We start from the raw sequence: 24,347 nt of genomic DNA, 5'->3' as shown, positions 1-24,347 counted from the left end.
AAGAAAAACATACCGGAAAGGAGACTGTCACAATGAGACTGGGACTTTCTTCTCCGCTCGCGCACGAAACGGCAGGGGAATGGGCTGCAAAAATGAAAGAACTGGGCTGCGGCTGCGTCAATTTCCCACTGGATTTCACCGCGCCGGAGAATCAGATCGCGGATTATGTCAACGCGGCGCGTGCGAACGGACTGGTAATTGCGGAGGTGGGGATATGGAGGAACGTTTTTGCCGTTAATCCGCAGGAACGGCGTGAGGCCCGTGAACGTGCGGAGGGACAGCTCCGGCTCGCCGAGGCAATCGGCGCGCGGTGCTGCGTCAATATAGCGGGAACATGGGGCGGGCCGGTCTGGGACGGCGGCTACCGTGAAAATTTTTCCGGAGAGTGCTGGGACCGGACGGTGGAGTACATCCGGGAGCTGATCGATACGGTCCGGCCGAAGAATACCGAGTTCAGCATCGAACCGATGCCGTGGATGATCCCCACGGGGCCGGATGAGATTCTGAAACTCTGTGAGGCGGTCGATCGGGAGGCGTTCGGCGTTCATTTGGATATCGTGAATATGATCAACTGTCCGGAGCGATATTTCTTTTCGGATGAGTTTCTGGAGGAGTGCTTCGACAAGCTCGGGGACCGGATCTGCAGCTGCCACCTCAAGGATATCCGGCTGCGGGAAGAACTGACGTTCCAGCTGGAGGAGACACGCTGCGGAAACGGGACGCTCAATATCGAGAAGTATATTCGCCTCATGAATGACGTGGATGAGGACATGCCGGTTCTGATTGAGCATCTGAAAACGGACCGGGAGTATCTTGACAGCCTTGCTTATGTAAAAGAGAGACTGCGGCGGGAAGGAATTGCGGTGACAGTATGACGGCGAAATGCGGAAAGGGAGACACAGATGTCGATAAGAACGAAGAAAGCGGTACACATTTCCTTTGTGGCTCGCGACATTGAAAAGCTCACGGCCAACTGGGCGGAGTTGTTGGGCATCGAAAAGCCTGCCATATGGAAGATTCCCGGGCCGGAGGTCGCGCCGGTGCTGACGGATGGGAAACCGGAACAGTATGAGAACTGCCTTATATCTGTTATACAGCTCGATAATCTGGTGCTTGAGCTATGCCAGCCGGATGATGGACCGAGTCCTTGGAGGACTTTTCTTGAAAAGCATGGTGAGGGCTTTTGCCATATTGCGTTTCTGGCACCGGACGAGGCGGAGGCGGAGAAGACGATACAGAAGCTCACCGGAAGCGGGACGCCGTATCACATTGGCTTTTATCCGGAGCAGTCCTATGCGTTTTACGACACGTGGGAGGCACTGCGGAGTGAGATCAATCTCAAGGTCGACAGGGACAATTCTGCGAGAATAGCGGAAATCCGGAGTCGGATGGACAATTCGGAACAGGAGCAACAATTATAACATTATAAGATAGAGACGGCAGGTGATGTGATAGTCAGTCGTCGGGAAAGGGGAACAGAATGGGTCTGGAGGGAATTCTCAAAAGAAGTAATTTCGCACAGGTGGCAATGGTGGTGGAAAACGTGGATGAGGTGAAGAAGAACTGGGCGTCGCTTCTCGGTGTGCCGGTGCCTCCGACTCAGCCCTGCGGGGAGTATGAGGTGTGTAAAACAAGGCTGTACGGAAAGGATGCGCCGCTTGTGAACAGCAGTCTGTGCTTCTTTGAGCTTCTTCCTGGCCTGCAGCTTGAGCTCATCGAGCCGAACAAGGAACATTCTGTATGGCGGGACGAGATGGAGAGGATCGGAGAGGGCCTGCATCATGTTGCGTTCAATGTGGATAATGCCGATGAGGTCGTGAAGCAGCTTGTGGAAGAGTACGATGCTGTTGTGGAACAGGAGGGCTTTTATGGAGACGCCAGCGGGAAATATGTTTACTTGTCTCTTCACAGGACGCTGAAATGCCGGATCGAGCTTCTGGAAAGCTTCCGATAGGTCGTCTGGCCCGGCGGTCTTCTGTGAAAGTTTCGTATAACAGAGAAAAGCAGCTGTTACACAGCCGCGGATGTTATAATAAAAAAAGGGCATGAGGCTCTCGGAACGGCGCAGGCGAGGATCTGCTACCGATCCGCTGAGCCTCTGGGCGCGGCGCTCGAAAGTCCGCTGGCGTAAGGCAGACAGGCGGACAATGCACAGCGCCGTAAATCAGACGATGGAATCAGTCGATTGAAACAGTTGATTGAATGGGGAAATGGAATCGGGCAATTGAATCAGGCAATCACATGCTATGGATAGGATTCTAAGTTATGTCCTCCGGCAGGAAGACCTCGCGTCTACTGCCGGGGGACTTGTCAATCTGATTTTGAAAAACTGCATCGGTGTCACCGGTCACGAGATCAGGCACGCCAAATTTACGCCGGGCGGCATTACGGCGGACGGCCGCTCCGTCACGGTGAAAGACCGCATTCTCCCGGGTCAGACGCTCCGGGTGGTGCTCGCGGAGGGGAGCGACAGCCGGGTCGTTCCGTCCGACGGGGCTCTGGATATCCTTTTTGAGGACGAGGATGTGTTCGTGCTGAACAAGCCGGCCGGCGTCGTGGTTCACCCGACCCACGGGCATTACAGCGATACCCTGCTCAATGCGGCCGCGGGGTACTATGCCCGGCAGGGGAGGGATGCGGTGTGCCGCGTCGTGGGGAGGCTTGACCGCGAGACCTCGGGAGTTCTGGTGCTTGCCGTGAACCGGGCGGCCTCCGGCAGGCTCGCGGCACAGCGACTTGCGGGGAGCTTCCGGAGAACCTACCTTGCGCTGGCGGAGGGAGCGGTCGGTGAAGAGGGGACGGAGGGAACCATAGACCGGCCGCTCGAAGCCGATCCGTCCTCACTGTTCCGTCAGCAGACGGCCCCGCCGGGAGGAGGCAGGAGGGCGGTCACACACTATCATGTCGAGAAAGTGCTTCTGCCGCCGGACAACAGATGCTCGAGGCCGGTGCTGTCGCTTCTGCGGCTCCACATCGATACCGGGAGGACGCATCAGATCCGGGTTCATATGATGTCGGAGGGTCATCCGCTCTATGGGGACACACTTTACGGAGGAACAGGGCCGAAACAGGGCGGGCCCGGCCGGGCGCTGCTCCATGCGTCGGAGGCGGAGTTCATTCAGCCCTTTACGGGAGAGAGGCTGCGGTTTTCGGCGCCGCTTCCGGAGGATTTCCGGCGGGCAATGCAAAATTAATGCATATCAGAAATATTTTTGTTACGCAAAGATTCCTGATGTAGCAGATCATTTCGGTGTTAAAACTATTAACCTGTATGATATGATGCGTGAAATAGGCATACAAATCAAATAGATATCCTAAACCTTGTCAGTGAAGGATGTTGGCAATCGGCCTCCGCTTAAATCCGGGCATCATCCCAGTGATTAGGAAATCGGCCAACCTGAGAATGAGGTTGGCTTTTTAATGTGAGGCAGGAGGAGACGCATGAAAGGAACAGAAGAGAGCCGCTATGTGCATCTTACGCACGATGATTTCGGGCCGCTGTTTGACCGGGATTCCCGGACGCTGATTCTCGGGAGCTTTCCCTCGGTAAAATCCCGTGAGCAGAGGTTTTATTACGGACATCCGCAGAACCGCTTCTGGAGAATCCTCAGTGCGCTGTTTCAGGAGGAGATGCCGGAGCCGGACGATATTCCGGCAAAACGCTCGCTCGCCCTGCGGCATGGCATCGCTCTCTGGGATGTCATCGAGGAGTGCGATATCGTCGGCTCGGCAGACAGCACAATCCGCAATGTAAAAACGACCGACCTCGCGGTGATACTGGATCACAGCAGGGTCGATCGTATTTTTGTCAATGGGGGAACGGCATTCCGCGTCTATGAGAGATATACTCTGCCGCGGATCGGCCGCCCCGCGGAGAAGCTCCCCTCCTCCAGCCCGGCCAACGCGGCGTGGAGTCTGGGAAAGCTCATTGAGGCATGGTCGGTAATTCGACCGTCGTGCTGACAGGGCGTCTGCCGGTGAGCGCGGCGCTCCTTTCATCCGGCTGTGAGAAGCCCGCATAGACGGTAAAGCGCTGTCCCCGGATCGCTCTCTCGCCATTTTCGTTCACGCTGGTAAAGGAGCGGGCGGGAATGTGCAGAGTGACGGTCCGGGTTTCATTTTTTCCGAGCGGCAGCCGGCGGAAGCCGCACAGACAGGGGTGAGGCACGGCGCAGGGCGAGGTCTCGTCCCGGATATAGAGCTGCAGAACGTCTTCGGTTGCCGTCCCCTCGTTGTGCACCTGCACCGTGACATCCGCGCCGTCAAAGCGCCCGTCTGCTCCGGCGGTGGCCGCCTCGTTCCCGCCTGCGGCGTCTGTGCTTTCGTCTGCGGGAGCGGTGCAGAGCGCCGCGGAAACCGCATCCGCACGGCAGTCGCCGTAGGTCAGCCCGTAGCCGAAAGGATAGAGCGGCGTGCCGCCGTAGTAGCGGTAGGTTCTCCCTTTCATCGAGTAGTCCTCAAAGTCCGGAAGATCCTCCGCACTGCGATAGAATGTCACGGGGAGCTTTCCGGAGGGCGAGACGCTTCCGAGGAGAATATCCGCGAGAACTCTGCCTCCCCGCGCGCCGGGATACCATGCCTGCAGAACGGCGTCGGCCTGCTCCTCCGGGAGAGAGAGATCGAGCGCGGAGCCAGACATGTTGACAAGAACGGTCTTTTTGCCGAGGGCATGTGCCTCGCGCAGAACCGCTTTCATCATCTCAAGCTGGAACGGCGGAATGCTGAGATCCTTTTTATCGCCGGAAAAATACGCGTTGCCGTCGTCTCCCTCTTCGCCCTCAAGGGTTTCATCGAGGCCGATGACGAGAATGACAACGTCTGATTCGGCGGTGACGGTGAGCGCCTCCGCCAGCCGGTCGGCGGATTCCGGACGCGAGAGCGGCTCGACGTTATCATTTTCCAGATCGCAGCCCTGCGAGTACAGAACGCGGATATCTCCCGGATCGCCGCGGTGATAGCCGAGAGCGTCCTGCAGTCCCTCCAGCACGGTGATATAGCGGGAGGCGGTTCCGTGGTAATTGCCGATGAGCGCCGTGCGGGAATCGGCGTTGGGGCCGATCACGCCGACGGTGCGGAGCTCCCTGATATCCAGAGGAAGAACGCCGTTGTTCCGGAGCAGTACGATGCCCTCTGCCGCGGCGCGGTCCGAGAGCTGCAGATGCTCGGGACATTCGACGCGTGAATACGGGATCGCGTCGTACTCGGTGTGATCAAAGAGACCGAGCAGGAAGCGTGTGGTAAAGAGCCGGACGCAGGAGCGGGTGATCTCCTCCTCGGAGACGAGACCCTGCTTCACGGCGCCGAGGAGCTTCTGATAGACGCAGCCGCAGTTCACGTCCGTGCCGTTTCGTATTGCCAGCGCAGCGGATTCCTCCGGTGTGGAGGTGACGTGATGATGCTCGTGAAAATCGCGGATCGCCCAGCAGTCGGAAACGAAATGCCCCTCAAAGCCCCATTTGCCGCGCAGGATCTCCTGCAGGGCGGGGCTCCCGCAGCATACCTCGCCGTTGGTGCGGTTGTAGGCCCCCATGACGGCCTCGACGCCGCCCTCCCGGACGCAGGCTTCGAATGCGGGAAGATAAGTTTCTTCCATATCTTTTTTGGATGCGACGGCATTGAACTCATGGCGCACCGCCTCCGGACCGGAGTGAACGGCAAAGTGCTTGGCGCAGGCGGCCGCTTTCATATATTCGCCGTCCCCCTGCAGACCCTTTACAAAAGCGACGCCGAGGGAGCCCGTGAGGAAAGGATCCTCGCCGTAGGTCTCATGTCCCCGTCCCCAGCGGGGATCGCGGAAAATATTGACGTTGGGGGACCAGAAAGTCAGTCCCTTGTAGATGTCCCGGTCGCCCCGGCGCGACTGGGCGTTGTACTTGGCCCGCCCCTCCTCGGCGACGGCGTCTCCGATTTTGTGCATCAGATCTTCGTCAAAGGCGGCGGCGAGGCCGATCGCCTGCGGGAAGACCGTGGCGGTGCCGGCTCTTGCCACGCCGTGCAGGCCCTCGTTCCACCAGTTATATTCCGGTATTCCCAGACGCTCGATCGCTGGGGAATCGTAGCGGAGCTGGGAGGCCTTTTCCTCCAGCGTCATTTCCGCGACGAGAGCCGCGGCTCTTTTTACCGCTTCTTTTCGATCCATATGTGCCATTTGATGCTCCGTTCTGCAGGACTGAACCTGCGGTGCAAGTGTCGTAGAATATAGTATAATACAGGAAACAGAAATGCGCGGGCGGCGTGGCTGCCCGGACGTCGCAGATCGCATCGGCGAATCTGAAATTCGTCTCGCGGAAAAGGGGAAAGTATGATAAAGGCAGAAAGAATCCGCGAATTTCACCGCAATATGACGGATAATACACCGGTTCAGTATCGGCAGTCGGACGTACAGGATTACGCGGGGAGAACCGTGCAGGGATCTCTGGAGCAGGTGGATTATCTCCCGGGATCCCATTTCCGGATCTGGTACAACTGCCAGATGGAGGGTTATGCGCAGCACCATCATGCGGCGATGGAAATGATACGCTGTTTGGAAAACGGTTATACTGTGACAGCCGGCGGCAGAACCTTTAATCTGTCTGTCGGCGATATCTTGCTGATTCCCTCGCATATGCTGCACCGTCTTCTCGGAAACCGGGAGGGGGCGCGCTTCGTTATGCTTTTCGATCCGGAACCGCTGGCTCTGTTTCTGGACTACGCGAGTATTCAGCCGAGGTTCACGCAGGCGCTGTTCATCACACAGACCGGGTGCCCGGAGCTGTATGCGAAAGTCAGCCGCTGCCTTGATAAAATCGTGGATTACTATTTCCAACAGGAAAACATGTGGGAAATGTTCGCCTACGCGGAGATCACCCGAATGTATGCTTCGATCGGGCGGGACTATTTCCTGCGGACGAATAATTTCTCTGTCGGAGGAGACGCGCACAACCTGAATAATTACAGCCGCTTTGCGCAGCTTCTGTCCTATATCGACGAGCATTATGCCGAGGATATCTCTCTCGATCAGGCGGCGGAGCGCGTCGGCCTCTCCCGCTTTCATTTTTCAAGGCTCTTCCGGGAGTATACGGGCACGACCTTTACCGATCATCTGATGAATAAGCGGATCCATGCGGCGCAGGAGCTGCTCTCGGAAAATCTCTCCGTCACGGAGGTGGCCTATAAGGCGGGTTTTCACAATCTGGCGACGTTCAGCCGCAGCTTCAAGAAATGCACCGGCCTCTCGCCAAGACGGTACCGCTCCTATGCAGAGCGGTACCGCGGAGGAGAGTTTCAGACATGAGCCTCAGCTGCGAGTTCAGTTACGTATTACGAATGCGCCCTGGCCCATGCGCTTCAGCCCTTGACGCTGCCCAGAGCGACGCCGGCGATGATGTACTTCGACAGGAGCAGGTAAACAATGATCAGCGGGAGGGCCGTCAGCGTCAGACCCAGATATACCGCGCCGTACTCCGTCTTGTAAATGTCGCCGCGCAGCAGTGAAATCATGATCGGCAGCGTGTAGCGCTTCTGATCCGTGAGCAGTACCAGCGGTGTGAACAGGTTGTTCCAGCTCGACACAAAGGTGAAGATGGCCTGCGTTGCGATGGCCGGCTTCATGATCGGCAGCGCGATGTGGTTAAAGGTGTAGAGCTCCTTTGCGCCGTCGATGCGGGCCGACTGCACGATCTCCATGGAGAGCGCCGGCTTCATATACTGACGCATGAAGAAGACCATGGCCGGCGAGGCGATTGCGGGCAGAATCAGCATCAGCAGCCGGTTGGTCATGTGAAGCTTGTAGACCATCTGGTAGAAGCCGATCATCGTGATCTGCGCCGGAATCATCATAACCGCGAGAATGAAGCGGAAGAACGAGTCGCGGAGCTTCCATTCATAGACCACCAGCGAATAGGCGGTCATGGTGGAGAAATAGGTGGCCAGCGCCGTGGTGAACACCGAGACGATCAGGGAGTTCATGAAGCCCACGGCGGGATGGAAGCTCTTGCCGAGCAGGATCTTCATATTTTTCAGCAGATAGACCGAGGGGATGACCGACACGGCGTGCTGCTGAATCTGCGTTGTGGAGCGCGTCGCGTTCACAATCATGATGATAAAGGGCATTACGCTGAGAATGGCGAGGAGGACGGAGATAATGAAAATAGCAGTCTTCGCGCCGTAATGATTTGCGTTTTTCATCTTGCCGTCTCCTTTCCGGCGGCTCTCCGCCTTTTCTTTTCTTCCCTGACCTGTCTCCGGATCTCCCGGTTCAGCTTCGCTTCATCCTTATCCCGCAGCACAAAGAACAGAACTGCCGAGAGCACGACGATGATCGCGAACATGATCATGGAGGTGGCGGCGGCCCGGTTGTACATGTATGCGCCGCTGAACGCCTGATTGTAAATGAACACGCCGGTTGTGATTGTAGCGTTGTCCGGCCCTCCCATGAGGAACAGCTTGGGGATATCGAACATATTCAGTCCGCCGATCAGACTTGTGACAAGCGTAAAGAGGAGGATGGTCCGGATATTCGGCAGTGTGACAAGCCAGAATGTCTGCCAGCCGTTTGCGCCGTCCACCTCGGCGGCCTCGAAGATCTCCGGGCTGATGCCGAGCACGCCGGAAATCAGAATAATCATGGTATAGCCGTACCACATCCACGTCTGAATGAAGATGACGACGCCCCGTGCAATATCCTTTTTGATGAGGAAATTATACGGCTCGCTGAGAATGTGGAAGCGGGTCAGGAGGTCGTTGACAGGCCCCATCGGGTAGCCGAACAGTGCGTTGAAAAGGATCGCAATGGTGGCTGCCGTGATGATATTGGGCATGTAGAACAGAACCTTGAAAGCGCCCTCGCCGGGAATCTTGAAGCGCCGGTCCGTGAACCATGCGGTGAGAAGCAGGGCGAGAGCAAGCTGCGGAATGAAGTTGCACACCCACATGAGGACCGTGTTCTTAAAGGAAAGTTGAAAGGTGGGACTGGTGAGTATCGTCCGGAAATTCAGGAACAGATCCTCCGTGAGAAAACGGAACGAGGTCTTCCCGATGCCCTTGAGATCCGTGAAGCCGATGACGGCGGTGTAGAGTGTCGGATACAGGGAGAAAATGCAGTAGGCGATGACGAAAGGCAGGCTGAACAGATAGCCGTATTTCGCATAGCTGTTGTGCTTTTTTTTCTTTTTCATGTATTTCTCCAGCGCAGAGCGGTTTCTGCAGGCCGCTGCCATACCGAACTGCGAAAACGTCTGCCGTTCAGATACAGCGAACGGTGTTGTCAGGAACAAAGGAGGCGGCAGGGCAGCCTGAAAGACTGTCCTGCCGGGTATGAAACAAGATTTTATCAGCAGCGGAGCAGATGTCCCTTGCCGTAAAACCCGATCTTACTGTGCGGCCTCAATGCCGAGGTTGTCGGCAACGGCCTGCCTGAAGTCTGCAATCGCCGCGTCGCGATCCTTTTCACCGGCCGCATATGCGCGGACCTGATCTCTCCATGCGGTGTTGATGGACTCGTCGTACTGCGTGAGGTTCTTGCCGTTTGCATACTGGTTCGCAGGGACGAAGTAATCGAACATATTCTCTCCGCCGAGGAAATCCAGAGAACCGTCGGACATCGCCATGACGGTGCCGGAGCCGACGGAATCCTTGGTGCCGCCCTCGCCGTTCAGCGTGCCGTTGGCCCACTTGTACTGCAGGCCGTCCTCGGTGCAGTCAAGCGTGATCCACTCGATGATCTGACGAACCGCATCGATTTTGGCCGTATCCATGTTCTTGTTGGCGACGATCCATGTGCCGCCCCAGAAGAAGCCGATCGGGGAATCGCAGACTGCCCAGTCGCCGTAGGTTCCCTCGCCGACAGCCTCGCCGCCGCAGTTGGGAGCCAGCGTGTAGTTGATCAGCCATGCCGGTCCGAAGAAGCCGAATACCGGCTTGCTGCCCTCGCCCTTCATATCGGCGAACCACGCATCCTGCCAGTCCTGCGTCTGGTTGGACCAGCCGTTGTCGGTGAGATCCTTGGAGATGTCGAGGAATGCCTCGCGCTTGGGATCGATCTGGAGCTGACCCGCATCGTTCAGCCAGCCGGTATCGGAGCTGTTCTCCACCGCATGCCAGATGTCGCCGTCGCCGGAAACGATGGCAGCGCCGGAATCCGCAAGCGTCTTTGCAGCCTCCCAGAACTTGTTCCATGAGCCGGAGCCACCGCCGATGATCTTGGAGATCTCTGCGGGATCGTCGGTTCCGAACACATCCTTGGCGATAGAGCGGCGATAGATGAATGCGCCGCCGGTCGCCTGATAGCCGAGAGCGTCGATCTCTCCGTCGGTATTGGAGCCGATGTCGACGGTGTACTGCGCGATGTCGGCCTCTTTGACCCTGGCGTCGATGTCGATGCCGAGATCCTTATAAGGCATCGCAAAATCCTGCATGTCGCCCTTGGTGTATTTCAGAACAAATGCGGACTCGGCGCAGTAAATATCGGGCTGCTCTGCGCCGCCGGCCTGCAGGGCCTGATCCAGAGCGGGCTGATATGCGCCGTCCGTTGTCGCGATGATCGTCGAATTGACCTTGTAAGGGAAGTCCGGATGATCCTTGAGGAAATGATCGACCATGCCCGGAACTTCATCCGTGAAAGTCCAGAGATTGATCGTGCCGGCGCCGCCGCCTGATGCAGGAGCCGCTTCTGCGGTCTCTTCCTCTGCGGAAGTCTCCGCGTCAGCCTCCTCAGCGGCAGTCCCGGTTTCCGAAGCGACGTTATCAGCCGCCGGTGCGGGAGCTGTTCCGCCGCAGGCGCTCAGGACAGAGGCTGCCATCGCACCGGTCAGTAATACAGCGAATGCTTTCTTTTTCATGTTATCCTCCATAATGATACAGAAATCGCGGCCACGTTTCTTTTGTTTCTGCGACACTCTCATTAAAGCACCTTAAACGTTTTAAGTTTTGACATATATTGCTTTCAATTTGACATATGTTGCCTTAATGCACATAAAATAAAACATAATCAAATAAATATTGTACAAAATATACAAAAAGACAAGGCGAAAATTGGAAGCAAAACGGAAAGAAACGAATGCAGATGACAAAAAAGTCTGTATCCGCGGGCATCGGCACTGCGGCCGCCGGGGAATACAGACGGAATGAGAGCGCACCGCAGAAGCCTGCGGCTACATGGTGTAGCAGACAAGGCTGGCGATGATGATGCCCAGAACCGCGCCGCACAGAACCTGCAGAGGCGAGTGGCCGACAAATTCCTTGAGCTCATCGGCGTCGGTGAAAACCTTGTACATGTTGGAGAACTGGCGGCGCATTTCATTGATGATTTTGGCCTGTTCGCCGGTTTCGCGCCGGACGCCCATGGCGTCGTACATGACAATGAATGCGAGAAAGAACGTGATGGCAAATTCAAAACTGCCGAAGCCGCGGGTAAAGGCGGAGGCGGTGCAGAGCGCACACACCGTCGCGGAGTGCGAGCTCGGCATACCGCCGCTGCCGAAAATGCGGTCGGTACGGAATTCCCGGTTGATGGCGGTGTAGATGGCGACCTTGAGGAGCTGGGCCATGCACCAGCCGGCGGCCGGAGCGACAAAAAAGGGATTATGGAGCAAAGTGGTCAGAGTGTAGCCGGGCATGATGTCTCCTGTCCGAAAGGATGAAAGAAAGACGGCGTTACCTTGCGCAGCCGGATTCTTTCATATAAAGATCCAGCGCCTCGTGCCAGTCGGCGAATACGTGATCCGTCGTCAGGCGGAGCATATAGTTGTCGAGTATGGAATACGCGGGGCGGGGCGCGGCGCCGGGATTGAGCGCCATGTATTCTTCGGTGGTGACCGGGACGATCCGGGTGGTCTTCCCGGCTTTTTTCATGATTTCGGCGGCAAAATCAGACCAGCAGGTCATTCCCTCGCAGGTTCCGTGAAAGAGCCCGTAATTGTCAGTGGGGAGCAGAACGCGGATGGCCTCTGCCAGCTCGCGGGCGCTGGTCGGAGAGCCGAACTGATCGTTCACGACAGTGAGCGTGTCATGCGTTTCCGCAAGCTTCAGCATGGTCCGGACAAAATTTTTCCCTTCTCCGTAGAGCCACGCCGTGCGGATGATGAAATAGCGGCGGCAGAACTCGCGCACGAAGTTTTCCCCCGCGAGCTTCGTGGATCCGTAAATGCTCACGGGACCGGTCGGGGCAAATTCATTCAGCGGCTCCTTAGAGGTTCCGGGAAAGACGTAATCGGTGGAAATGTGAATGAGCCGCGCTCCGGTGTCGGAGGCGGCGATGGCGAGATTGCGGGGGCCAATGGCATTGATGCGGCAGCAGAGATCCACGTTTTTTTCCGCGGCATCGACGGCCGTGTAGGCGGCGCAGTTGATGATGGCAAAGGGACGGATCTCCCGGACAAAGGCCAGCACCTCGCCGACATTTGTGATATCGAGCGTGCGGTCGACGCAGACGAAAGGAGAAGCCGCGATATCGGTATTGATGAGATGATAGGAGGGGTCATTTCCCAGCAGGCGGTTGATGGCGATTCCGAGCTGTCCGCCGCAGCCTGTCACAATGATATTTTTCATGAATGTCCAGCCTCACGGAATTTTTATCAGTTCTTATATCAAAGGTCAGAAAACAACAGTGTTCTCAAAACTGCCTCTTATCATACATCGCGGAGATGATTTTCTCAACCGCCGCAGGGAGGAGAGGCACCCGCGGCAGGGAACTGCCCTCCCTGCCGAACCGGCACAGTACGGAGCGGCCGGAACGCGAGGGAGCTACCATCTTCTCCGGTATTCCAGCGGCGTCATTCCCTCCGCTTCCCGGAAGACCCGGATGAAATAACCGGCCTCCTGAAAGCCGCAGTCCGCCGCAATGGCCGAGACGGAGCGGTCGGAAAAGCGCAGAAGCGATTTCGCGTGGGAGAGGCGAATGGCGGAGAGCTCGCGGAACAGCGGCGTGCCGTAATGCTTGCGAAATTCCCGCGAAAGATAATATTTGCTGAGGTAAAACCGCCCGGCGAGACGGTCGAGATCGAGCCTTTCGGCGTAGTGCTCCTCGAGGTAGGCGTGAACGGCGCGGAGCTTTTCCGAAACCGTCGTGTCGCCGGAGGCGCCGTCCTGCGTTTCCACGCAGCAGGCCGTGACGATGTCCGTAATATATTTATGAGAAAGAAGCTCCATCATGGCCGGCTTTTCCTTGTGGAGGCGGAAGAGGCGGTCCAGCGTATCGGTGAACGGCAGGAGGTTTCCGGGGTGAAATATCGGCGAGCGCCCCTGCTCGAGAAAATTTGCGTAGGCGGCCGCGGCGTCCGGACCGTTGTAATGGATCCAGAAGAGACTCCACGGATCGTCGGCGCTGCTCTCGTGGGAATATTCTCCCGAGCAGTCGATCCAGACGCAGTCCCCCGCAGCGATGGCATGTGCAGTCTGCCCGATGGAAACCCGGCCGCGGCCTGAGAGAACAATGAAAAACAGGAAAGACCGGAGATTCTGTCTGCGGCTGACGTGCGGCTCAAGGCTTTGAAGCGTCCCGATCTCCTGCACATGATAGTAGTGCGCTCTGGCGTAGGGGGACGGGGTCTCGAGGATGCGGTCGGAGGAGGACTTCATGGGGAAAACCTTTCTGCAATATTATCCTATTATCACGCAATATAGTTTCTTGAAACCCGATATATTGAGGGGTATACTTTGGCAGAAACCTGCAAAATAATATTACTATCTTTTATATAAGGAGACAACATGGGAGACATGAAGCGGGCGCTTATCACCGGGGTTACGGGGCAGGACGGCTCCTATCTCGCGGAGTTTCTGCTGGAGAAAGGATATGACGTTCACGGCACGATCCGCCGTTCCTCCACGGATTTCAGGGAGAGGATCGCGCACCTCGAGGGGCGGCCTCACTTTCATCTTCATTATGCCGATCTGTCGGATACCTCGAGCCTTGTCGGTGTGGTCGGGAGAGTGCGCCCGGACGAGATATACAATCTGGCGGCCCAGAGCCATGTGCAGGTGAGCTTCGATGTGCCGGAGTACACGGCGGGCATCGACGCGGTGGGCGTTCTCCGTATTCTTGAGGCGGTGCAGAGCTGCGGACTGGCGGAGAGCTGCCGCATCTATCAGGCGTCCACGTCCGAGCTTTACGGCAAGGTGGAGGAGGTTCCGCAGAGCGAGACAACGCCGTTTCACCCGTACAGCCCGTATGCCGTCGCCAAGCTTTATGGCTACTGGATTATCCGGGAATACCGCGAGGCCTACCATATGTTCTGCTGCTCGGGCATCCTCTTCAACCACGAGTCCGAGCGCCGGGGGGAGACCTTTGTGACCCGGAAGATCACGCTGGCGGCGGCCCGCATCGCGCAGGGCAAGCAGGACAGGCTGTATCTGGGGAATCTTTCAAGTCTCCGGGACTGGGGTTATGCGAAAGACTATGTCGAGTGCATGTGGCTGATTCTTCAGCATGAAACGCCGGAGGATTTTGTCATCGCGACCGGTGTGCAGCACAGCGTCCGGGAATTTGCGGAGCTGGCATTCCGCTGCGCCGGGATTGAGCTCGAATTCCGCGGAGAGGGAATGGAGGAAAAGGGCTATGACAGGGCGACGGGCCGGGTTCTTATTGAGGTGAGTCCTGATTTCTACCGTCCGACCGACGTGGTGAATCTCCTCGGCGATCCCACGAGGGCGCGCACCGAGCTTGGCTGGAATCCGCAGAAGACGAGCTTTGAGGAGCTGGTCAGGCTCATGGTGGAGTCCGATATGCAAAAGGTGGCGCTGGAACGAGCCAGCGAGCGGGTCCGCTCCAATCTGGAGGAGTATCTGGAGAAAGGATTGATTAAATAATGGAAAAAGATGCAAAAATTTATGTCGCGGGGCACCGGGGAATGGTGGGCTCCGCCATCGTCCGGGAGCTCGGCAGGCAGGGCTACGGCAATATCGTCACGCGGACGCACGCGGAGCTCGATCTGACGCGGCAGGAGGCCGTCGAGGCGTTTTTTGCGGCAGAGAAGCCGGAGTATGTGTTTCTTGCGGCGGCAAGGGTGGGAGGAATTGCCGCCAACGAGTCGGCGCTGGCAGACTTCATGTATGACAACATGATCCTTGAAATGAACGTGATCCATGCGGCGTGGAAGAACGGCGTGAAGAAGCTGGAGTTTCTCGGGTCGTCGTGCATCTATCCGAGGATGGCGCCGCAGCCGATGAAAGAGAGTGCGCTCCTTACCGGAGAGCTGGAAAAAACGAACGAAGCCTATGCGCTGGCAAAAATTTCCGGGCTCAAATACTGTGAGTTTCTGAACCGCCAGTACGGCACGGACTATATCAGTGTCATGCCGACCAATCTGTACGGGCCGAACGACAATTATCATCCGGAGCACAGTCATGTGCTGCCGGCGTTGATCCGGCGCTTCCACGAGGCGAAAGAGCAGGGAGCGGAGAGTGTGGTCTGCTGGGGGGACGGCAGCCCGCTGCGCGAATTTCTGTATGTCGACGATCTCGCAGAGCTGTGCGTGTTTCTGATGAACCATTACAGCGGGAACGAGACGGTGAACGCGGGGACGGGGAAAGAGCTGACGATCCGCGAGCTGACGGAGCTGACGGCGGGGATCGTGGGCTATACGGGGAAAATTCTCTGGGACAGCACGCGGCCGAACGGAACGCCGCGCAAGCTTCTTGATGTTTCCAAGGCGGCGGCGCTCGGATGGACGTATCACACGGAGCTGGAGGACGGAATACGTCTGACTTATGAGGATTTTCTGCGAAATCCGGCAAGGGCGGAACGGTAAGTGCGTGTAAGGCCTGCGGCCTTACACGCTGCAGCGCCCCCGCGGAGCGCAAAGCTGACTTGGGATTCGGAGGAGGGAGAGGATGCACATTATTTTACTGTCCGGCGGTTCGGGGAAACGGCTCTGGCCGCTCTCCAATGATATCCGCAGCAAGCAGTTCATCAAGATATTCCGGCGGGAGGACGGCAGCTATGAATCCATGGTGCAGCAGATGTACCGTGAGATTCTGGCGGCGGATCCGGAGGCGTCGGTGTCGATCGCAACCTCGAAGTCGCAGGTTTCCGTCATCCATAATCAGCTCGGGGAGAACGTCGGGATCTCCGTCGAGCCCTGCCGGAGGGACACGTTTCCGGCTATCGCGCTGGCGACCCTGTATCTGCGTGATGTACGGGGCGTCGGCGGGGACGAGGCGGTGGTGGTCTGCCCCTGTGACCCGTATGTGGACAGGGAGTATTTCCGCGCGCTGAAGCGTCTGGGGAGCCTCGCGGAGCAGGGCGCGGCGAACCTGTGTCTTCTGGGAATGGAGCCGACCTATCCCAGCGAGAAGTACGGCTACATCGTTCCGGAAACGGGGGAGGCGGTCAGCCGGGTGTCGTCGTTCAAGGAAAAGCCGGACCGCGAGACGGCGGAGCGGTATATTGCGAGAGGCGGCCTCTGGAACGGCGGCGTCTTTGCGTACAAGCTGGACTATATGGTCAAAAAGGCGCATGAGCTCCTTGATTTTACGGACTATCAGGATCTGTTCCGGCGCTATGAGACGCTGGAGCGCATCAGCTTTGACTACGCGGTCGCGGAGAAAGAGCCGGATATTGCGGTGATGCGTTTTTCCGGACAGTGGAAAGATCTGGGAACATGGAATACGCTGACGGAGGCCATGGAGGAGCCGGTGCTGGGGAACGCGGTGCTCGGCGACGGCTGTGAAAACGTGCATGTGATCAACGAGCTCAGCATACCGATTCTGTGCATGGGACTGAAAAACGCAGTGGTTTCGGCAAGCCCGCAGGGCATACTGGTTTCAGATAAGGGACAGTCCAGCTATATCAGAAAATATGTCGAGAACATCGATGACCGCGTGATGTTCGCGGAGAAAAGCTGGGGGACATACCGCGTCGTGAATGTGGAGAGCGACAGCGTGATGGTCATGAACACGCTGAATGCGGGCGCTCACATGAGCTATCACAGCCACGAAAAGCGCACCGAAATACTCACTGTCATTTCCGGTACGGGGCGGATCGTCGTTGAGGATGCGGAGCGCTGTGTCGGCGCGGGCGACGTCGTCACGGTGCATCCGGGAGAACGGCATACGATTGCGGCGGATACGGAGCTCAAGCTCTTCGAGCTGCAGCTCGGGGAGGAAATTGCGGCGAACGATAAGATGAAATATCCGTATTCGTTCTGCGCGGCCGCGGGAGAAAATCCGCCGGAGAGGACATAAGTGTGAAAAATCACGCTGATGCGCTGATTTGCTCTGTGAGCGAAAAGTGCTGTTATGTAGTGGGACGGCACGAGACGCGAAGCGGCTCGACACACTACGCGCCTGCGCGGATTTTACGGCGCGTGCCTTGCCGGGGAACGCTCGGCGTATAACTGGACGGACATTACGCGGCTCGTGGATCGCGCGGGAGGGCGCAGTCGGAGGATGAGTACAGACTGGCGCGTTATGCGCAGATCATCATCACCGTTACCGTATAAGTTCCTGTCCCCCGCTCCGCCGTCAGTCCCCCGCGCTTCCTGCCGGGCTGTAACTGATTCGCACATCGATGTCCTGACTGTAATTTCCGAACGATCTGCCGAAGATCGTGAGCCCTCCGACGTGCGCGGCGCAGTCGGGAACCGCCATGCGGAATTTGATGGGACTGTGATGGTTCAGCTCCAGATCGTCGATGCAGACATCGGAGATCCTGAGTCCGTCGATGAAGCTGCCGTTCCGGTTGACGACGAGGAGCTTCAGCAGTCCGTACTGATTCCAGTTCGGATACCACCAGTCCGGCGTAAAGAGCCCGTGTACGTCGCCGAAATCGCCGGGGGAGGTCCATATGCCGATGAATTTACCGTTCAGGTAGAAATGGATATCGGAGGGCCAGACGTTGTTGACGCCGGGAGCCTCGCTCCCCAGCTCGGCAGAGAGCATGATCTGGTCGATTTTCTGCGAGGCCGGTATGAAATTCGGGATGACGTATTCGATATAGCCCTTGGTGAACCAGACGATATCCGCGTTGTAGCGGTCGGGATGCGCAAAATAGCGGGCATCGTCGACCTCGCCGATGAGGGAGACGCCGGAGGCCAGGCCGCAGGTGGGGTAAACCTCGTAATCGGTGTAGTGTCCGACGCGGATCTGGGTGCGGTAGACGTTTTTGTCGCCGCTGCGCTCTCCCTTGAGGTCGACCAGGATGGAATCGAGGTGGACGGAGCACATTTTCTGATTGCCGTGCCTCCCGTTTTCCATCGATACTGTGACGATGCCGCAGTCCTCCAGCTTTTTGATATGGCCGGTCAGTGCGCCGCTTGTGATGTGCAGATGCCCTGCGAGCTCATTCATATTCATGCTGTCGTTTTCCAGCAGTATCTTGATGATTTCGAGCCGGACCTCGGAGCCGAGAGCCTTGAATACGTCGAGACCGTCGTCCAGAGTGGTGATGTGCATCATAGCGGGTTCCCCCGAAGGATATTTTATCGGTTTTTAATCAATCATACACATCGAAAATTATCACGCATATCTGCGGTCAAGTCAAACAGAACCCGACAGTGCATCGTTATTCCCGCGGGCGGCGGGCAGAGTAAGGACGAGTCAGGCCATTTAACTTTAGAATAAATTAAAATAAAACAATATTATCTAAAATAAATGATTGACAGTGCATCGAGGCAATTGTATATTATTCTCATAAAGCGCTAAGAAAAATAAGTGCGTTTTGCATAAAGTTATTCAAAATATACAAAAAGCCGCGACAATATTTTTACAGTATCAACAAATAATTTAGCAAAAACAAAATATTACATAGCGATGCGGATTCCGCAGAGCGACAGCAAACAAAAAGGAGGGCAGAGAGATCATGAAAAAGAGAGTTCTCGGCGCGGTTCTCAGTGCGGCGGTGGCGGCAGCGATGCTGGCCGGCTGCGGCGAGACCAATGCGCCGGTAGGCTCGACCGGTGCCGCGGAGGGAGAAACCGTGGCTGCGGAGGAAGCGGAGGAAACGGCAGAGGAGGAGCCCGCCGAGGCGGAGCCGACGGCGGTCACGACCGTGGGGCCCGATTCCGGAACGAAGATGGAGATGTGGTCCTTCGTCGAAGCTCACAATACATTCTATGCGGGGATGCTCGAAAAATGGAACGAGGAGAATCCGGACAGACAGATCCAGATCACGTTCACGACCTATCCCTACGGCGATATGCACCAAAAGCTGATCATGTCCCTGCAGACGGGGACCGGGGCGCCGGATCTGTGCGATGTCGAGATGGGACAGGTTCCGAATGTCTATGAGGGGATTGACACATGGCTGTATCCGCTGGACGGTGCCATGGCTCCCTATGCGGCGGACATGCTGACTTCCCGGCTGGATGCCTACAAGGGCTCGGACGGCAAACAGTACGGCGCTCCGTTCCATGTCGGCGCGACGGTCATGTATTGGAATATGGAAAGGCTGGAGGCGGCCGGCATCACAAAAGAGGAAGTCGACGCGGTTGAGACATGGGATGACTACACGGCGCTCGGCGAAAAATATATGGAAGCGATCGGCAGCCCGGACGACCGGTTTTTTACCAGCGTGGATACGGGCGGAACGGACTGGCTGTGGATCGCCATGGCGGAATACGGAGAGGACTGGACCGGAGGTTATGACGCGAAGGCCAATGTGCAGCTTGAATCGGTCAGGAATATGCTGACCATGCAGCAGAACTGGCTCAAGAGCGGTATCGCGGAGGTTTCTCCGGACGGTCATGTCGATCTGGAGGCGGGCTACCAGAATATCCTTGACGGGAACATTGTCTCTTTCCCGAAAGCGATGTGGTTCATGAGCCGCTTTATCAATTATATGGCGGATGAAAAGGGAAAGTGGTATATCACGAAGTGCCCGGTGTTTGAGGCCGGACAGAAGTGCTCTGTCGGCATCGGCGGAACCGGCACGGTCGTGACGCAGCAGTCGGAGGATCCGGCGCTCGCGGCGGATTTCCTCTGCTACGCGAAGATGTCGCCGGAGGGCGAGACCATGATCTGGAAGGATCTCGGCTTTGATGTCTGCAATACTTCGCTCTGGAGCGACGCCTCGTTTGCTCACGACGATACCAATCAGTACAATCAGTTTTTCCGGAATTATCCGTACGATGTGCTGGAGGAGATCAAGGATCAGATTGGCATGATTATGACGGTGAAGATCAGCCCGACCATCAACGAGTATGTCTGCACCACGACGCTCAATGAGGTTCTTGAGGACGGCATGGACGTCGACGAGGCTCTGCAGGAGCTGCAGGATGCGGTCGATATGGAGCAGTAGGCAGCAGGCTTTGAAAGGGACAGCAGCGCAGGGAGCTGTGGCCTGCGGGGGAGCGCCGCGCGGCAGCCGCAATGCCGGCGGCGCTCTTTTCTCTTTAACGGCGGATGCGGAGAGGAATGGGGGATATGAAATTCAAGAAATTTCTTTATTCTCAGAAAACGGCGCCTTATGTTTTTGCGCTGCCATTTATTCTGAGCTTTGTTATTTTCTGGATCTATCCGCTGATCAGCGCGATCGTCATGAGTTTTCAGGATATCGGAGCTGTGACTGCGGACTGGGTCGGACTGAAAAACTACGCCAAGCTCCTGAAGGACAATGTATTTCATACGGCGGTCATCAACAGCTTTGAATACATGCTGTTCACCTGCGCACTGCTGATTCCTTTCCCGATGCTGTTTGCGGTTCTGATGGACAGTAACATCGTCAAAGCCAAGGGCGTGTGGAAGGCCATGCTCTATGTCCCGGCGCTGACCTCGGTCGTCATCTCGGGTACGCTCTTCCGTCTGATGTTCTCCGAGTACCGGACAGGGCAGATGAATGTGGTGCTGAGCATCCTCGGCATGGCTCCGGTCAAGTGGCTCAAGATCAAGTGGACCTCCGAAATCGCGCTGCTTCTGCTCTGCTGCTGGCGCTGGACGGGCGTCAACATGCTCTATTTTCTCTCCGGGCTTAAATCCATTGACAAGGAGCTCTATGAATCGGCGGAGATCGACGGCGCGAGCTTTGGAGCAAAGCTTCGATACATCACACTGCCGCTCCTGCGGCCCACAACGATCTATGTGCTGACCATCAGCATCTATGCGGGGCTTGCGATGTTTCTCGAGAGCTTTATGCTGTGGGCGGGCAACAGCTCGCCGCACAACATTGGCCTTACCATCGTCGGCTACCTATATAAGCGGGGCATTGAGAAAAACGATATGGGATATGCCTGCGCCGTCGGCGTGGTCCTCATGGTGCTCGGCCTGGCGATCAATTTCGTTCAGCTTGGCTTAAACGGAAGCTTTCAGAAGGAGGACAGGTGAGATGGCGGTCAGGGCTTCTTCTAAGGACAGACGCGGAATGAGGGCGAGGCGGCTCGTCGGCTCCGTCCTTGCCACGGGCTGGTTTGTGTTTCTTTCACTGGTGGTGTTCTTTCCGATTTTTGCCGGAGCGGTCGCGTCATTTCGCCCCGGCGTGGAGCTGATCCGGCGCGGACTGTCTGTTAATCTGGATGTCTCCACGATGAACCTCAACAATTACAATTATCTGTTCAGCGGAAACGCCGATTCCCGAAAGTACTGGATGTGGTTTCGGAACAGCATGTATCTGACGATCGTCACCGTGGTGCTGACGCTCCTGATCTGCTATTTTGTGGCCTACGGGATCACGATGTATGAATTCCGCCTGAAAAGGGTGCTGTTTTTCCTTGTCATTGCAACGATGATGGTTCCCTTTGAAATTTTGATGCTCCCTCTCTATCGGGAGATCATCAGCATGAGGCTGATCAATACGACGGCGGGAGTGATTCTGCCGGGGCTCTGCGGCGCTTCCACCATTTTTTTCTTCCATCAGTATATGTCTTCGCTTCCCAGGGAGCTTCTGGATGCGGGACGGATCGACGGAGCGAACGAGTACCGTATCTGCGTGGGGATCATGTTGCCGATCACGAAGCCGGCATTCTCGGCGATGGCGATCCTCTGTGCGATGGGAGCATGGAACAATATGCTGTGGCCGCTTCTGATTTACCGCAGTGCGGACCGGTTTACACTGACCATCGGACTGAACACGCTGCTTACGCCCTACGGGAATAATTATGATATGCTCATAGCCGGTTCCATGCTGGCGATCCTGCCGATTCTGGCGGTGTTTCTGCTGTTCCAGCGGTATATCATTGACGGGATGACGGCGGGAGCGGTCAAGGGCTGACGGCGCGGTGCTTACAAATTCAGAAGCGGATAGAGAAAAAACAAGGAGAAAATCAATATGGCTGACAAGGCAAAAATGATCGTCGATCCCTCTTTCCGGATCGCGGAGATCGACAGGCGCATGTACGGCTCGTTCATCGAGCATCTGGGGCGGGCGGTCTACACCGGCATCTATCAGCCCGGGCATCCCGCGGCGGACGAGGACGGCTTCCGGAGAGACGTCATGGAGCTTGTCCGGGAGCTCGGCGTTCCGATTGTGCGCTATCCCGGCGGGAATTTTGTCTCGAATTTCTTCTGGGAGGATTCTGTAGGTCCGAAGGAAAGCCGCAGACCCCGTCTCGACCTTGCGTGGAGAACGCTGGAGAGCAATCAGTTCGGCATCGATGAATTTCAGAAGTGGTGCCGCAGGACGGATTCCGAGGTCATGATGGCGGTCAACCTCGGGACGCGCGGCACGGCGGACGCGCTGAATCTGCTGGAGTACTGCAATCTGGATACGGGAACCGCCTACGCGAGAATGCGCCGCGAAAACGGGCATCCGGAGCCTTACAGGATCCGGACGTGGTGCATGGGAAATGAGATGGACGGCCCGTGGCAGGTGGGGCACAAGCCAGCGGCGGAGTACGGACGGCTTGCGGCGGAGACGGCCAAGGCGATGAAGCTGATGGACGATTCGCTGGAATTCGTGATCTGCGGCTCCTCCAACATCATGATGCCGACATTCCCGGAGTGGGAGCGCATCACGCTGGAGGAGGCCTATGATTACATCGACTATGTGTCTCTTCACCAGTATTACGGCAATGATGAGGGCGACACGGCCGACTTTCTTGCCAATACGCTTGACCTCGAGACCTTTATCCACACGATCGAGTGTACGATCGACTATGTCAGGGCGAAGCGCCGCTCGAAGAAGCAGGTGAATCTGAGCTTTGACGAATGGAACGTCTGGTATCATTCCATGCAGAAAGACAATGAGAAGATGACCAGAGAGCCCTGGGATCTGCATCCGCCGCTTCTCGAGGATCATTATACCTTTGAGGACGCGCTGCTGGTCGGTCTGATCCTTATTACGTTCCTCCGCCATGCGGATCGGATCCGCATTGCCTGCCTTGCGCAGCTTGTGAACGTGATTGCGCCGATCATGACCGAGGAAAACGGGAACGCGTGGAGACAGACGATTTTCTATCCGTTCCTGCAGGTCTCGAAATATGGCCGCGGCTACGCGCTGGAGTGTCCTCTCACGAGCGGGAAGCACGATACGTCGAAACACACGGATGTCACGGACATTGACGCGACGGCGGTCTATAACGAGGAAAAGGGCGAGGTCACGATTTTTGCCGTGAACCGCAGCATGACGGAAACGGTGGACTTTTCGGCGGATCTGCGCGCATTCGGGGACGGGCTTGTGCTGGATGAACACACGGAGATGGCCGGCTTCCCGGTGGATGCGGTCAACAGTGCCGAAAATGACAGGGCGGTCGCGCCGAAGAAAACGGCGGAGCACAGCTTTGAAAACGGCGAGCTCACGGCGCAGCTCCGTCCGCTTTCATGGAATGTGATCCATTTCAGCGGTTATTCGGCGGATGTCGCGAGGGCTTCCCACCTTCCGTGCGGGCAGTCCTGATGATTCCGCGCGGCGCGGAGCTCCACATAACAGCCGCAGGCGCGGCACATGCCGTCCATGAGAAGATCGCATTCCCGGCAGAGGGACAAGCGGCTCTGATACTGCGCGTCGCCGGCTCTTTGCTGCTCCGGAATGCGTTCGATCAGGGCTAGGAGGCGGGTGTGGAGCGAACCGTTTCCGTTTTCTGCCGCGTCGGCCAGTTCATAGGTCAGACACCGGTAGCAGATGCGGTTGCTGTCAGCAGTGTTCATGAAAATAAAATCCTCCGCGCCGAAGCGCTCCGGCGGGACACGCCGTAAAACGTTCAAGGCGGTTTGGCGGCCGCGCTTTCTTTGTCAGTCGGATATTGCGAAAATCGGTGATTTCGGTTGCAATTCGGGGCAGTTATGATATGTTGGAGCCACAGAGATTATAAACTATTTCAGGGTGAATAGTGTGAAAAATCACGCTGATGCGCTGATTTTTACACGGCGATATGTGCCGAAGTCCAAATGGCTCCTGATCGCAGCCGCAAAACTGCCTGCGCGGATTTTGCGGCGCGTGCCTCTCCGGGGGCACTTCGGCATAGAGGATAAAATGATTTGCACGGGGTCGCGCAGGGGATAAACTC

General features: G+C 56.9%; 22 protein-coding genes. 13 read left to right on the top strand and 9 right to left on the bottom strand.

Annotation, left to right across the window (positions count from 1 at the left end):
- The first annotated feature begins 32 nt into the window (after positions 1-32).
- From E0E20_RS08295 to E0E20_RS08270, 5 genes are all read left to right on the top strand, one after another.
- The gene (locus E0E20_RS08295; protein ID WP_130837742.1) at positions 33-875 is read left to right on the top strand and encodes a sugar phosphate isomerase/epimerase family protein; all 843 of its coding nucleotides are present in this window, start codon (positions 33-35) and stop codon (positions 873-875) included.
- Positions 876-902: 27 nt separating this feature from the next.
- On the top strand, positions 903-1,421 hold the full coding sequence (locus E0E20_RS08290) for a VOC family protein (RefSeq protein ID WP_130837741.1): 519 nt from the start codon (positions 903-905) through the stop codon (positions 1,419-1,421).
- Between the two features lie 59 nt (positions 1,422-1,480).
- Positions 1,481-1,954 carry a VOC family protein gene (locus E0E20_RS08285; protein WP_130837740.1) on the top strand — a complete coding sequence of 158 codons (474 nt, stop codon included), beginning with the start codon at positions 1,481-1,483 and terminating at the stop codon, positions 1,952-1,954.
- A gap of 292 nt (positions 1,955-2,246) precedes the next feature.
- Positions 2,247-3,194 (top strand): RluA family pseudouridine synthase, encoded by a 948-nt coding sequence (locus E0E20_RS08280; RefSeq protein ID WP_130837739.1) that lies wholly within the window; start codon positions 2,247-2,249, stop codon positions 3,192-3,194.
- Positions 3,195-3,441: 247 nt separating this feature from the next.
- Complete coding sequence (locus tag E0E20_RS08270) at positions 3,442-3,963, top strand: DNA-deoxyinosine glycosylase (protein WP_130837737.1); 522 nt, start codon at positions 3,442-3,444, stop codon at positions 3,961-3,963.
- Here E0E20_RS08270 and E0E20_RS08265 read toward each other — a convergent pair.
- Entirely contained in the window at positions 3,926-6,139 is a 2,214-nt protein-coding gene (locus tag E0E20_RS08265; RefSeq protein ID WP_130837736.1) for a glycoside hydrolase family 3 C-terminal domain-containing protein, read from the bottom strand. The two genes, E0E20_RS08270 and E0E20_RS08265, sit on opposite strands and share 38 nt — an antisense overlap.
- 162 nt (positions 6,140-6,301) lie before the next feature.
- Here E0E20_RS08265 and E0E20_RS08260 point away from each other — a divergent pair, with 162 nt between their 5' ends.
- The gene (locus E0E20_RS08260; RefSeq protein ID WP_130837735.1) at positions 6,302-7,273 is read left to right on the top strand and encodes a helix-turn-helix domain-containing protein; all 972 of its coding nucleotides are present in this window, start codon (positions 6,302-6,304) and stop codon (positions 7,271-7,273) included.
- A 53-nt stretch (positions 7,274-7,326) separates the two neighbouring features.
- Here the strand turns inward: E0E20_RS08260 and E0E20_RS08255 are convergent, their stop codons facing one another.
- From E0E20_RS08255 to E0E20_RS08230, 6 genes are all read right to left on the bottom strand, one after another.
- Positions 7,327-8,166, bottom strand: a complete 840-nt coding sequence (locus E0E20_RS08255; RefSeq protein ID WP_130837734.1) for a carbohydrate ABC transporter permease — start codon at positions 8,164-8,166, stop codon at positions 7,327-7,329.
- Positions 8,163-9,155, bottom strand: coding sequence for a carbohydrate ABC transporter permease (locus tag E0E20_RS08250; RefSeq protein WP_130837733.1), 993 nt, complete (start codon positions 9,153-9,155; stop codon positions 8,163-8,165). The genes E0E20_RS08255 and E0E20_RS08250 overlap by 4 nt, the downstream gene beginning before the upstream one ends.
- A gap of 195 nt (positions 9,156-9,350) precedes the next feature.
- Positions 9,351-10,817 (bottom strand): carbohydrate ABC transporter substrate-binding protein, encoded by a 1,467-nt coding sequence (locus E0E20_RS08245; RefSeq protein ID WP_130837732.1) that lies wholly within the window; start codon positions 10,815-10,817, stop codon positions 9,351-9,353.
- 312 nt (positions 10,818-11,129) lie between these two features.
- Positions 11,130-11,594 carry a divergent PAP2 family protein gene (locus tag E0E20_RS08240; RefSeq protein WP_130837731.1) on the bottom strand — a complete coding sequence of 155 codons (465 nt, stop codon included), beginning with the start codon at positions 11,592-11,594 and terminating at the stop codon, positions 11,130-11,132.
- Between the two features lie 37 nt (positions 11,595-11,631).
- Positions 11,632-12,525 (bottom strand): dTDP-4-dehydrorhamnose reductase, encoded by an 894-nt coding sequence (gene rfbD / locus E0E20_RS08235; RefSeq protein ID WP_130837730.1) that lies wholly within the window; start codon positions 12,523-12,525, stop codon positions 11,632-11,634.
- 195 nt (positions 12,526-12,720) lie between these two features.
- Positions 12,721-13,554: a helix-turn-helix transcriptional regulator gene (locus E0E20_RS08230; protein ID WP_130837729.1), complete on the bottom strand. Its 834-nt coding sequence runs from the start codon at positions 13,552-13,554 to the stop codon at positions 12,721-12,723.
- A gap of 138 nt (positions 13,555-13,692) precedes the next feature.
- Between E0E20_RS08230 and gmd the strand changes: the two genes are divergently transcribed.
- The 3 genes from gmd to E0E20_RS08215 all read left to right on the top strand — a co-directional run bounded on the left by gmd (position 13,693) and on the right by E0E20_RS08215 (position 17,157).
- Entirely contained in the window at positions 13,693-14,781 is a 1,089-nt protein-coding gene (gmd, locus tag E0E20_RS08225) for a GDP-mannose 4,6-dehydratase (RefSeq protein WP_130837831.1), read from the top strand.
- On the top strand, positions 14,781-15,722 hold the full coding sequence (locus tag E0E20_RS08220) for a GDP-L-fucose synthase family protein (protein ID WP_130837728.1): 942 nt from the start codon (positions 14,781-14,783) through the stop codon (positions 15,720-15,722). The genes gmd and E0E20_RS08220 overlap by 1 nt, the downstream gene beginning before the upstream one ends.
- 82 nt (positions 15,723-15,804) lie before the next feature.
- Positions 15,805-17,157: a sugar phosphate nucleotidyltransferase gene (locus E0E20_RS08215; RefSeq protein WP_130837727.1), complete on the top strand. Its 1,353-nt coding sequence runs from the start codon at positions 15,805-15,807 to the stop codon at positions 17,155-17,157.
- Positions 17,158-17,436: 279 nt separating this feature from the next.
- On the opposite strand, the gene E0E20_RS08210 is transcribed toward E0E20_RS08215, so the two are convergent.
- Positions 17,437-18,369 carry an ArsR/SmtB family transcription factor gene (locus E0E20_RS08210; protein ID WP_130837726.1) on the bottom strand — a complete coding sequence of 311 codons (933 nt, stop codon included), beginning with the start codon at positions 18,367-18,369 and terminating at the stop codon, positions 17,437-17,439.
- A gap of 403 nt (positions 18,370-18,772) precedes the next feature.
- Here E0E20_RS08210 and E0E20_RS08205 point away from each other — a divergent pair, with 403 nt between their 5' ends.
- From E0E20_RS08205 to arfA, 4 genes are all read left to right on the top strand, one after another.
- Entirely contained in the window at positions 18,773-20,209 is a 1,437-nt protein-coding gene (locus E0E20_RS08205; protein ID WP_130837725.1) for an ABC transporter substrate-binding protein, read from the top strand.
- 125 nt (positions 20,210-20,334) lie between these two features.
- A complete protein-coding gene (locus E0E20_RS08200) occupies positions 20,335-21,231 on the top strand; it encodes a carbohydrate ABC transporter permease (protein WP_130837724.1) in 897 nt (298 codons plus the stop codon).
- A 1-nt stretch (position 21,232) separates the two neighbouring features.
- The gene (locus tag E0E20_RS08195; protein ID WP_130837723.1) at positions 21,233-22,114 is read left to right on the top strand and encodes a carbohydrate ABC transporter permease; all 882 of its coding nucleotides are present in this window, start codon (positions 21,233-21,235) and stop codon (positions 22,112-22,114) included.
- 57 nt (positions 22,115-22,171) lie between these two features.
- Positions 22,172-23,737 (top strand): arabinosylfuranosidase ArfA, encoded by a 1,566-nt coding sequence (gene arfA / locus E0E20_RS08190; protein WP_130837722.1) that lies wholly within the window; start codon positions 22,172-22,174, stop codon positions 23,735-23,737.
- Here arfA and E0E20_RS08185 read toward each other — a convergent pair.
- Positions 23,686-23,988 (bottom strand): DUF6171 family protein, encoded by a 303-nt coding sequence (locus E0E20_RS08185; RefSeq protein WP_242622727.1) that lies wholly within the window; start codon positions 23,986-23,988, stop codon positions 23,686-23,688. The genes arfA and E0E20_RS08185 overlap by 52 nt on opposite strands.
- Positions 23,989-24,347 lie beyond the last annotated feature (359 nt).

Origin of the sequence: Lachnoclostridium sp. Marseille-P6806 (genome assembly GCF_900625025.1) — a bacterium.
Classification (GTDB): Bacteria; Bacillota; Clostridia; order Lachnospirales; family Lachnospiraceae; genus CAG-791.
This window is presented reverse-complemented; position numbering and strand designations above follow the sequence as displayed.

What these genes read in the sequence shown, in the direction of transcription:
- rfbD (WP_130837730.1), bottom strand. Translation starts at nt 12,525, where the DNA reads ATGAAAAATATCATTGTGACAGGCTGCGGCGGACAGCTCGGAATCGCC.
- E0E20_RS08270 (WP_130837737.1), top strand. Translation starts at nt 3,442, where the DNA reads ATGAAAGGAACAGAAGAGAGCCGCTATGTGCATCTTACGCACGATGAT.
- E0E20_RS08280 (WP_130837739.1), top strand. Translation starts at nt 2,247, where the DNA reads ATGGATAGGATTCTAAGTTATGTCCTCCGGCAGGAAGACCTCGCGTCT.
- E0E20_RS08185 (WP_242622727.1), bottom strand. Translation starts at nt 23,988, where the DNA reads ATGAACACTGCTGACAGCAACCGCATCTGCTACCGGTGTCTGACCTAT.
- E0E20_RS08215 (WP_130837727.1), top strand. Translation starts at nt 15,805, where the DNA reads ATGCACATTATTTTACTGTCCGGCGGTTCGGGGAAACGGCTCTGGCCG.
- E0E20_RS08240 (WP_130837731.1), bottom strand. Translation starts at nt 11,594, where the DNA reads ATGCCCGGCTACACTCTGACCACTTTGCTCCATAATCCCTTTTTTGTC.
- E0E20_RS08230 (WP_130837729.1), bottom strand. Translation starts at nt 13,554, where the DNA reads ATGAAGTCCTCCTCCGACCGCATCCTCGAGACCCCGTCCCCCTACGCC.
- E0E20_RS08205 (WP_130837725.1), top strand. Translation starts at nt 18,773, where the DNA reads ATGAAAAAGAGAGTTCTCGGCGCGGTTCTCAGTGCGGCGGTGGCGGCA.
- E0E20_RS08200 (WP_130837724.1), top strand. Translation starts at nt 20,335, where the DNA reads ATGAAATTCAAGAAATTTCTTTATTCTCAGAAAACGGCGCCTTATGTT.
- E0E20_RS08250 (WP_130837733.1), bottom strand. Translation starts at nt 9,155, where the DNA reads ATGAAAAAGAAAAAAAAGCACAACAGCTATGCGAAATACGGCTATCTG.
- gmd (WP_130837831.1), top strand. Translation starts at nt 13,693, where the DNA reads ATGAAGCGGGCGCTTATCACCGGGGTTACGGGGCAGGACGGCTCCTAT.
- E0E20_RS08265 (WP_130837736.1), bottom strand. Translation starts at nt 6,139, where the DNA reads ATGGATCGAAAAGAAGCGGTAAAAAGAGCCGCGGCTCTCGTCGCGGAA.
- E0E20_RS08295 (WP_130837742.1), top strand. Translation starts at nt 33, where the DNA reads ATGAGACTGGGACTTTCTTCTCCGCTCGCGCACGAAACGGCAGGGGAA.
- E0E20_RS08220 (WP_130837728.1), top strand. Translation starts at nt 14,781, where the DNA reads ATGGAAAAAGATGCAAAAATTTATGTCGCGGGGCACCGGGGAATGGTG.
- arfA (WP_130837722.1), top strand. Translation starts at nt 22,172, where the DNA reads ATGGCTGACAAGGCAAAAATGATCGTCGATCCCTCTTTCCGGATCGCG.
- E0E20_RS08255 (WP_130837734.1), bottom strand. Translation starts at nt 8,166, where the DNA reads ATGAAAAACGCAAATCATTACGGCGCGAAGACTGCTATTTTCATTATC.
- E0E20_RS08260 (WP_130837735.1), top strand. Translation starts at nt 6,302, where the DNA reads ATGATAAAGGCAGAAAGAATCCGCGAATTTCACCGCAATATGACGGAT.
- E0E20_RS08245 (WP_130837732.1), bottom strand. Translation starts at nt 10,817, where the DNA reads ATGAAAAAGAAAGCATTCGCTGTATTACTGACCGGTGCGATGGCAGCC.
- E0E20_RS08210 (WP_130837726.1), bottom strand. Translation starts at nt 18,369, where the DNA reads ATGATGCACATCACCACTCTGGACGACGGTCTCGACGTATTCAAGGCT.
- E0E20_RS08285 (WP_130837740.1), top strand. Translation starts at nt 1,481, where the DNA reads ATGGGTCTGGAGGGAATTCTCAAAAGAAGTAATTTCGCACAGGTGGCA.
- E0E20_RS08290 (WP_130837741.1), top strand. Translation starts at nt 903, where the DNA reads ATGTCGATAAGAACGAAGAAAGCGGTACACATTTCCTTTGTGGCTCGC.
- E0E20_RS08195 (WP_130837723.1), top strand. Translation starts at nt 21,233, where the DNA reads ATGGCGGTCAGGGCTTCTTCTAAGGACAGACGCGGAATGAGGGCGAGG.